Source organism: Alloyangia mangrovi, assembly GCF_002300555.2.
Taxonomy (GTDB): domain Bacteria; phylum Pseudomonadota; class Alphaproteobacteria; order Rhodobacterales; family Rhodobacteraceae; genus Salipiger; species Salipiger mangrovi.
This window is the reverse complement of record NZ_NTHN02000097.1, coordinates 1-8813: the sequence shown is the minus strand read 5'-3', so window position 1 is coordinate 8813 and position 8813 is coordinate 1. Positions and strand designations below refer to the sequence as shown.

Here is an 8813-nt window from a genome sequence, read left to right as displayed (position 1 = left end):
GCGATGCGTGGCAGGTCGGCGGGGCGGGCGACGTCGATCAGCGCGGGGCCGCTGCGCAGGGTGTCGGCCACCGCCTGCGGATCGTCGAGCTCGGGGAGCGCGACGAGCGCCAGCCCTGTCAGCCCCTGCGCGGCGAGATGCCTGCGCAGGTCGGCCTCCTGCATGGGGGTTACCGGGTGGCGGCTCATCACCGGGTGGCGGTCGATGCGATGGGTCGCGCCATCGGGACCGCGGGCGAAGAGCGTGCCGAAGGCGCAAAAGCGCCCGAGGCTGGGCTGGCCGCCGATCACCGCCACCACGTCGGGCGCAAAGCGGGCGATCAGCTCCTGCGCCACCGCGCCGATGGAGCCGACATGCGGCGCGGAATCGAAGGTCGAGCAGACCTTGAGGTGCAGGACCTGCGGGTCTTCCGCCGCGATGCGCGGCCAGAGGGTGGCGATATCGGCGCGCGCAGTCTCGGGCGGCAGCGAGCGCAGGTCGGTGGGCAGGCCCAGAACGTCGAGACCCCCTCCCGCCGCTCCGCCGACCACCATGCGCGTGCGCAGCCCGGCGCGGGCATAGGTGGCGAGGCTGTCCGAGGCGCCGGTGAAATCGTCACCGACGAAGACGATCCGGGCTCCCATCTCAGCGCTTGCCGAAGAAGTCGAGCGCCGCGGCCAGCGCCGGGCGGGTCGATGCGCCCTCGGCCAGCGTGCCCCCCTCTTGCAACACCTCGTAGGCGTCGCGCAGCGAGGCGATGCCCGCCGCCGGTCCCTGCGGGTGCGCGAGGATGCCGCCGCCGCACATGAACATCAGGTCGGGCGATTGCGCCGCTTCCAGCGTCTGCGGCAGGGTGCCGGCCCATTGGCCAGAGGAGAAGGCAGGCATCACGCGATCATCCGGGCCGCCGGTGCAGAGCGGCGCGAGGCAGGCGCGGGCGGCCTCGGTGACCTCTTCGGCGGTGTCGACGAACTTGCCGCCGATGCCATGCACATGCATGTGGTCGATCCCGGCGAGCCGGTAGAGCGCGTGGTACGCTTGGAAGCCCATGCCGAGCAGCGGGTGGCGGCTCATCGCGCCGAAGCCGTTGCGGTGGGCGTGGATGGCGAGCGGCGTGTGGGCGCGCAGGCTCTCCATGCCCGACAGCCCGCACCAGTTGAGGCTGGCCATGACGCACGACCCGCCCTCGGCCGCCACCAGATCGGCATGACGGCGCATGGCGTCGGTCTCGTCGGTGATGTTGAAGGCCATCATCACCTTGCGCCCGGTCTTGTCCTGCCACTTGCGGATCACCGCCATGACGGCGGGCACGCGCAGTTCCAGCGGCGCGACGTCGGGATCGGCGCAGATCTCGTCATCCTTGATGAAATCCACCCCTGCGGCGCAGAGCTGATCGACCAGCGCGGCGATCTGCTCGGGGCGCATCCCGACGTTGGGCTTGATGATCGTGCCGAAGATCGGCGTGCCCTGGACGCCGAGGCTTTCGCGGGTGCCCGCGATGCCCTGCGCCGGCAGGGGGAAGCGGGCGCGATATTCGGCGGGGAACTCCAGCGACAGAAGTTTGAGCCCGGTGATCTCGCCGATGTCGTAGAGGTTGCCCGAGACCGTCGCGGCCAGCGTCGGCAGGTTCCGCCCGATGTTGGCCACCGGATAGGCGATGCGCACCCGTGCCTTGCGGTAAGGGCCGGAAGGCTGCTTGCGGGCGACGTAGGCGGAGTGCAGCGTGGGGCTGTCCACGCTGTCCAGCTCCTCGATGGAGAGCACCTCGGCGGCGGCGCGGGCGCGCAGCTCGTCGGTTTCCCCGGCGACGCGCACGAAGGTGCCCGAGCTCTGCTCGCCCGCCATCATCGCCGCCACCTCGGCCAGCGGGTAGGGGGTTTCCAGCAGGTAATCGGCGATGATCCGGTCCATGCGTCGCCTCAGATCTTGCTGAGGTCCGGGAAGGGGCGCACCGGGTCCGAGCCGTCCCAGCCCTCGGAGGCCTCGCGGATCATGTCGAACATGGTCCCCTTCGGGCCGAGAACCTCGGACAGCTCGATGCAGGTGCCTGGATGATGCTCCTCGGCGAAATAGGCGAAGCGGCCGTTCTTGCCGACGCAGCCCGACATCTTCAGCGTGAAGCCCTTGTCGAGCATCATCGCGAGGTCGGCGTCATAATCCTTGGTCCAGAAGGCCACGTGCTGCAGGCCGCGCAGGCCCTTCTGCATGTAGTCGCGGTACATCGAGGGCACGTCGTTGCGGGTCTGGATCAGCTCGACCTGCATCTCGCCGGAGTTGGCCAGCGCCACGGAGTTGTGCGGCTGGTAGCTCTGGCCGTCGTAGAGATAGTCCTCGATCGGCACCTGCGGGTTGTAGAACCACGGGCCGACGCCCATGGTCTCGGACCAGTATTTCATGCCCGCCTCGATGTCGTCGACGACGTAGCCGAGCTGGCGGATGGGGCCAAGAAGGGTGCTCATGGGGAACCTCAGTTCATCAGGAATTCGGGAAGCCACGTGGACAGCGCCGGCACGGCGGAGACCACGAGCAGGGAGAGGAGCAGCGGGATGAAGAAGGGCATCACCCCGGCGATCACCTGGGTGATCGGCATGCGCGAGATGATCGAGATCATGTAGAGGCTCATGCCCACGGGCGGGGTCAGCAGGCCGATCATCAGGTTCAGCACGAAGACGATGCCGAGCTGCAGCGGATCGACCCCGGCGGCGGTGAGCGCGGGCGCCACGATGGGTGCGATGATCAGGATCGCCGCGATGCTCTCCAGCGCCATGCCGACGATGAGCAGCAGGACGTTGACCAGGAAGAGCAGCACCAGCGGGTTGTCGGACACGCCGAGCAGCAGCGCCGAGACCTTCATCGGCACCTGGTCGAGCGTCAGCACCCAGGCGAAAAGCGCGGCGGTGGCGACGACGAAGAGAATGTTGGCGCTGGCCTCGACCGTCTCGCGCAGGGCGCCCACCACGGCGCGGCCGGTGAGGCTGCGGTAGATGGTGAAGCCGATGAAGAGCGCGTAGGCGACGGTGACGCCGGCGACCTCGGTGGGGCCGAAGTAGCCGCTCATCAGCCCGCCGATCAGCAGCACCGGGGCCATGAGCGCGGGGAAGGAGATCACCGCCTTCTGGGCGATTTCGCGCGGTTTCGCGCTGACCTCGTCGCGGGGCAGCCCCTTGACGCGGGCCATGATCGCCACCTGCGCCATCAAGAGCGCGGTCAGCAGCAGCGCCGGGATGATCCCCGCCAGCAGCAGCTTCACCGCCGAGACGTTGGCGACCGAGGCGTAGATGATGATCGGGATCGAGGGCGGGAAGATCGGGCCGATGGTGGCGGCGGCGACGGTGAGACCGGCGGCGAACTCCTTGCGGTAGCCCTGCGCGGTCATCTGGTTGATCTGGATCGCGCCGAGCGCGCCGATGTCGGCCAGCGCCGCGCCCGAGACGCCCGAGAAGATCAGCGAGACGAAGACGCTCACCTGCGCCACGGCGCCGCGGATGCGGCCGAAGAGCATGCGCACTAGGTCGAAGAGGTGGGTCGTGACGCCGGTGGCATTGAGCAGCGCGGCGGCGAAGATGAAGAGCGGCACGGCCAGCAGCGGCGAGCTGTCGAGCGCGTTGAGACTGCGCTGCGCCAGCACCGAGACCGGCAGGCCCTCCATCACGATGACCACGGCGGCGGACAGGCCCAGGCACACGGCGATCGGCGCGCCGAGTGCAAGCAGCACGGCGAAAAGGCTCAGGAGGATCAGGCTCATGTGGGTTGTCCGGTCTCGTCGCGGTAGTCGTGGAAGGCGGCGGAGGGGTCTCGGCGGCGCAGGGCGGTCCAGACGCGGTGCAGCGCGACGGCGCAGAGGAAGAGGCTGCCGGTCAGCGCGAGGCTGTAATAGACCCAGTTCGGCACGCGCAGCGCCGGGGTCAGGAACTTGCCGGCACGGGGAAGGAACTCGGCGAAGCTCCAGAGCATCAGCGCGGCGAAGGCGAGGGTCGCGAGGTCGGCGAGCAGGATCATGAATTGGCGTGGCTTGGGCTTGGCCATGTCGGGCAGCATCGTCACCGCGACCATCACCTGCCGTCCGGCCAGCGCCGGGATCGTGACGAAGACCATGCCGATGCAGGCAAAGCGCGCCAACTCGTCAGCCCAGGGCAGCCCCAGGTCCATGAAGTTGCGTGCCGCCACCTGCAGCACCACCTGCCCTGCCATCAGCGCCAGCAGCGCCATGCCGAGCCAGATGCCCGCATCGGTGAGCCGCGCGAGGATCGCGCGGCCCGGGGTTTCAGTCGGGGACGTGCCCGGCATCAGGCGACCGCCGCGATCTTGGCGTAGAGATCGCCGTATTCGCCGCCGAAGCGCTCGTCCACCAGCTTGGAGACCGAGGCGCGGAAGGCCTCGAGGTCGAGCCCGTCCTCCTCGCCGATCACGGTCATGCCGAGGTCGCGCAGCTTCTGGGTCTCGGCTTCCTCGTTGTCGAGGATCGCCTTGGTGGCCTTTTCGCGGGTCTGCAGCGCGGCCTCGCGCACCGCGTCCTGCTCGGCGCCGGACATGCCCTGCCAGGTGTCCTCGTTCATCACGACGACCTCGGCGTTCGACATGTGTCCGGTCAGCATGAGGTGCGACTGCACCTCGTAGAGCTTGACGTTGAGCACCACATTGACCGGGTTCTCCTGGCCCTGCACGACGCCGGTGGCGAGCGCGGTTGGCACCTCGGACCAGTCGACCGGCACGGCGACGGCGCCCATGCCCTCGACGGCGGTGGTGTAGATCGGGAAGGGCACGGCGCGGATCTTGACGCCCGCGAGGTCTGCCGGGGACATGATCGCCTTGTTGCAGGTCAGGTTCCGGCGGCCGAAGTAATGCGCGTAGATGACGCGCACGTTGGCGGCGGCAATCAGGCCCTCGTTCAGTTCCTGCATCACCGGGCCGTCCACGTCGGTGACCTTCATCAGGTGGTCGACGTCGCGGTAGAGATAGGGCGTGTCGAGCGCGGCGAAGGGCTGGTAGAGCGAGCCGAGCGCGCCGGCGGTGTTGTGCGAGAAGGCGATGGTCCCGAGCGAGACCGCCTCGGCCAGCTCCTGCAGCTTGCCGAGCTGGCTGTTCGGGAAGACCTGCACCGCGATGTCGCCACCCGAGGTCTGGCCGAGCGCCTCGGCGAACCAGTCAGCCTGCGCGCCGGCAACCGAGGCGACCTCGTTGTTGTGGCCGTAGCGCAGGGTGGTGGCGGCAAAGGCCGGGCGCGCGATGAAGGGCGCGGCCAGCGCGCCGGCGCCGGTGAGCAGCAGGGTGCGGCGAGAAAGTCCCTTGGGGGTCTGCATCTGATCTCCTCCCTAGAAATTTGATGCGTTTTGATGTGTTTTGCGCGGTGCACCGCGCTTCATTTCCGCTATTGCACGGGTCTTGACGGAGGCTACTGTTTCGAAGCAGCATTCGTCAAAGCAAATAAGATGATGGGTTTTGAGGTGTCTTGATGGGAGCGGAGGGGGATCAGCCAGTGGTGGAGCGCCCACAGCAGTCCGATGTGGCGGCCCGGGCGGGGGTTTCTCTGGCCACGGTCGACCGTGTGCTGAACCGCCGCAAGGGTGTCAAGGAGCGCACCCGGCAACGCGTGCTCGAGGCGGCGCGCGAGTTGGGCTTCCTGAGCGAGAGCGAGGAGGCGCAGCTTGGCATCGCGAGGCCGCCGAACATCGTGGTGCTGCTGCCCGCCGGGTCCAACCCCTACCTGCGGCTGCTGGGGGATCGGCTGCGCGCCAGGCTCGAAGGTGCCGGGCCGTCGGGGCCGGTGCTGCGATGCTTCTTCATCGAGAGCTTCAACGCGCAGGCGCTGGCGGAGGCGCTGCGGCGCAACGCCGGATGGGCCGATGGCATTGCCTTCTTCGCCATCGAGCACCCGGTGGTGCGCGAGGCGGCGGCGGAGGTGGCAGCAAGCGGCACGCGGCTTGTGTCGATCGTTTCGGATCTCGGCTCGGTGCCAGGGATTCCGCACGTGGGGCTCGACAACCGTGCCGTCGGGCGTACCGCCGGGTTGCTGATCGGGCGGTTCTCGGGCGGTCGCGCGGGCGCGGTGGCGCTGGTCGCCGGCTCGCGCCACTACCGCGCGCATTCCGAGCGCGAGGCGGGGTTTCTCAGCATCCAGGAGGAACTCTTCCCGCAGTTGCGCATCCACGGCATGCGCGAGGGCCATGACGATGCCGCCGAGAACTACCGCCACACGCTGGCGCTGCTCGAGCAGGTGCCGGACCTTGTCGGTATCTACAACGTCGGCGGCTCCTCGGGCGGGATCACCCGGGCGCTGCGCGAGCAGGGCCGACAGGAGGTGATCTTCATCGGCCACGGGCTGACGGCCGACACCCGAAGGGCGGTGCTCGAGGGGACGATGGACGCGATCTTCGATCAGGATCCGGACATATTGATCGACCGCGCCATTGCCTGTCTGACCGATCCGGGGAAGCTGCCCAGACCCTTGAAACTGGACATCTATTTCAGTGAGAACCTGCCCTGATCCGGGCTAGTCCGTGCCGCCCTTCGGCGCGCGGCGGAGAAGGTAGCTGTCCATGATCCAGCCCTGCTCCGCCCGTGCCCCCTGCCGGAGCGCGACGATCTCCTGCGCCACCTCGGAGAGCGGGCCGGAGCACAGGACCTGCGCCGGGCTGCCAAGGTTGGCGCCCCACCAGATGTGCAGCCCCTCGGGGTCGAGCCCGGCGAAGCTGCACTCTGCGTCGAGCAGCACCACCACCGTCTCTTCACCCTCGGGCCAGCCCTCCGCGCGCAGGCGCCGCCCGGTGGTAATCTTGATCGCGCCGTTCACGCTGCCCAGCGGGATCGCATGGGCGGCGGTCAGCGCCTGGATCGCGGTGATGCCGGGGATGACCCGCAGCTTCGGGCGCGGCGTGAGGCGCTCGGCGATGCGCAGCGTGCTGTCATAGAGCGCGGGATCGCCCCAGACCAGCAGGGCAACCGGCCCCTCGGGCGCGCCCTGCAGCGCCGCGACCCAGCGCCGGGCGATCTCGTCATGCCAGGCCTGCACGCGGGCGGCGTAGGGCAGTGCGGGGTCACGCTCGGGGTAGTCGAAGGCGCGGATCCCGGCGGTCGTGCCCGCGGCGTCGAGGATGGTGTGGCGGAGCGCCGAAATTTCCACCTTGGCGGCGCCCTTAAGGGGCAGCAGGACGACGGCCGCATCGCGCAGCGCCTGCATCCCCTCGAGGGTCACGTGGCCGGGGTTGCCGGTGCCGATGCCGACAAGCCAGAGGTCGGTGATCATGGGACTGTCCTTGCGGTGAGGGCCCGGCCCCGCTTTCGGGACCGGGCGCTTGGGTCAGGCGGTATAGAGCCGGGCCGCAAACAGCCGTCCCAGGCCGGTGTCGCGGAGCGACTTGGCAGCCGCGAGCGCGGCGAGATCGGCCAGCGGCTCGATCAGCAGCACCATCATGTAGGCCCCGCCGAAGGTCAGCACCGCGCCGAAGGTCTCGGCCGAGACGCCCTGGCCGTAGAACACCCAGAAGGCGACCCAGGCGACGACCCCGGCCTGGAAGGCTCCCGAGAGCTTCAGCACATCGGCGTAGCGCAGATCGACATAGGCCGTGCCCTCGGGCACCACCCGCCGGGCCAGCGCGGCGGTGGCGAAGAGCGGCACCAGCAGCGTGGTGACGTTGACGAAGTACATCGGCAGGTCGCTGGGCGCGAAGAACAGGCCCTGCACCAGCAGCCCCAGCGCCAGCCCCAGCGCGGTGGGCGCCGCGCCGAGCAGCAGGAAGAGCGTCGAGCCGAGGATGAAGTGCACCTCCGAGACGCCCACCGGGAAGTGCGGCAGCACCTCGAAGAAGACGAAAGTGGCAACGGCGGCCATCAGCGTGCGTGCGGCGAGCGAGACGAGGGTGCTGCGCGCGATGTCCTGCGCGGTGAGCTTGGCGGTATAGCCCGCGGCGCCTGCCGCGGTGACGGCGGCGAAAGCCAGCTTGGCGCCGTCGACGACGCCGGGTTCGATATGCATGGTATTTCCTTTTCGTGTGGCTGCCCCTCCGGCAGCGAAAATGCCCTTGAGGGCGGGAAAGGGGGTCGCATGGCAGGTCTCCTGACTCGCGGATCGTCGCGCCTCGGCCCTTCCCGGCATGCCTGCCAGTGGCTTTTCCTGGGCGCTCCTCGCTTACAGTTGCGGGGGCAGTCCGGGCCTCTCACCCGGTTCCCTTGCATCCCTTGCGGGACACCATGCGGGGTGGCTCAGCGTGAGCCTGTGGTCAGGGTAAGCGCCTCCTCTTGTGCGTGCTCGCGGGGGGATGAAGGCTCCTCCGCCGAGATCAGGTGAAAGAAAGTCCCCGTGACCCGGCCGCGCCGCGAGCCGGTCTCGGCCACCGGCGTGCCATCGGCATCGTCGACCTCGGCCAGCGGCGGGTCGGGTTGCTCGAGGATGGTGGAATAGTGGAACTCGTGGCCGCGCAGCGCCGTCCCGGCCCGGATGCCGGGCATCGGTGCGCGCAGCCGGGCGCGGCGGTAGCCGAGGTGCAGCTTGCGCGTCTCGTAGCTGGTCACCAGACCCAGCAGACCTGCCATGCGGTGCCGCACGCCCTGCTTGTCGATCAACCCCTCGCCGAGCGCCATGTAGCCGCCGCACTCGCCGTGGACCGGCCGGGTCTTGGCATGGCGGCGCAGCCCGTCGCGGAAGGTGGCGGCGGCGGCGAGGCGCCCGGCGTGCAGCTCGGGGGTAGCCGCCGGGGCAGCCAGACCAGATCGGCCCCGGCGGCGGGCGCCTCGTCGGCCAGTGGCGAAAAGGGCAGGATCTCGGCCCCGCGGCGCGCCAGCCTTCGAAAAGGTGCGGATAGGTGAAGGAAAAGGCCGCGTCCTGCGCCAGCGCGATG

General features: G+C 69.3%; 9 protein-coding genes, 1 pseudogene and 1 riboswitch. Of the genes and pseudogenes, 1 reads left to right on the top strand and 9 read right to left on the bottom strand.

The window, feature by feature from the left end; all coding sequences use genetic code 11:
* The 6 genes from CLG85_RS26285 to CLG85_RS26260 form a co-directional block, all read right to left on the bottom strand.
* A partial coding sequence (locus CLG85_RS26285; protein WP_260350289.1) for a four-carbon acid sugar kinase family protein occupies positions 1–623 on the bottom strand: 623 nt, incomplete at its 3' end.
* A 1-nt stretch (position 624) separates the two neighbouring features.
* Positions 625–1890, bottom strand: coding sequence for a ribulose-bisphosphate carboxylase large subunit family protein (locus CLG85_RS26280; RefSeq protein ID WP_260350288.1), 1266 nt, complete (start codon positions 1888–1890; stop codon positions 625–627).
* Between the two features lie 8 nt (positions 1891–1898).
* Positions 1899–2438, bottom strand: coding sequence for a VOC family protein (locus CLG85_RS26275; protein ID WP_095882651.1), 540 nt, complete (start codon positions 2436–2438; stop codon positions 1899–1901).
* 8 nt (positions 2439–2446) lie between these two features.
* Positions 2447–3724 (bottom strand): TRAP transporter large permease, encoded by a 1278-nt coding sequence (locus CLG85_RS26270; protein WP_095882650.1) that lies wholly within the window; start codon positions 3722–3724, stop codon positions 2447–2449.
* Positions 3721–4266: a TRAP transporter small permease gene (locus CLG85_RS26265; protein ID WP_095882649.1), complete on the bottom strand. Its 546-nt coding sequence runs from the start codon at positions 4264–4266 to the stop codon at positions 3721–3723. The genes CLG85_RS26270 and CLG85_RS26265 overlap by 4 nt, the downstream gene beginning before the upstream one ends.
* Positions 4266–5279 carry a TRAP transporter substrate-binding protein gene (locus tag CLG85_RS26260; protein ID WP_095882648.1) on the bottom strand — a complete coding sequence of 338 codons (1014 nt, stop codon included), beginning with the start codon at positions 5277–5279 and terminating at the stop codon, positions 4266–4268. The genes CLG85_RS26265 and CLG85_RS26260 overlap by 1 nt, the downstream gene beginning before the upstream one ends.
* A 176-nt stretch (positions 5280–5455) precedes the next feature.
* Between CLG85_RS26260 and CLG85_RS26255 the strand changes: the two genes are divergently transcribed.
* Positions 5456–6463, top strand: a complete 1008-nt coding sequence (locus tag CLG85_RS26255; protein ID WP_235865411.1) for a LacI family DNA-binding transcriptional regulator — start codon at positions 5456–5458, stop codon at positions 6461–6463.
* A gap of 6 nt (positions 6464–6469) precedes the next feature.
* On the opposite strand, the gene cobF is transcribed toward CLG85_RS26255, so the two are convergent.
* The 3 genes and pseudogenes from cobF to CLG85_RS26240 form a co-directional block, all read right to left on the bottom strand.
* A complete protein-coding gene (gene cobF / locus CLG85_RS26250; protein ID WP_260350287.1) occupies positions 6470–7222 on the bottom strand; it encodes a precorrin-6A synthase (deacetylating) in 753 nt (250 codons plus the stop codon).
* A 54-nt stretch (positions 7223–7276) separates the two neighbouring features.
* Positions 7277–7951 (bottom strand): energy-coupling factor ABC transporter permease, encoded by a 675-nt coding sequence (locus CLG85_RS26245; protein ID WP_260350285.1) that lies wholly within the window; start codon positions 7949–7951, stop codon positions 7277–7279.
* A gap of 54 nt (positions 7952–8005) precedes the next feature.
* A riboswitch (cobalamin riboswitch) is annotated at positions 8006–8184 on the bottom strand.
* A pseudogene (locus CLG85_RS26240) lies at positions 8179–8813 on the bottom strand (cobyrinate a,c-diamide synthase); the annotation flags it as partial. It overlaps the preceding riboswitch by 6 nt.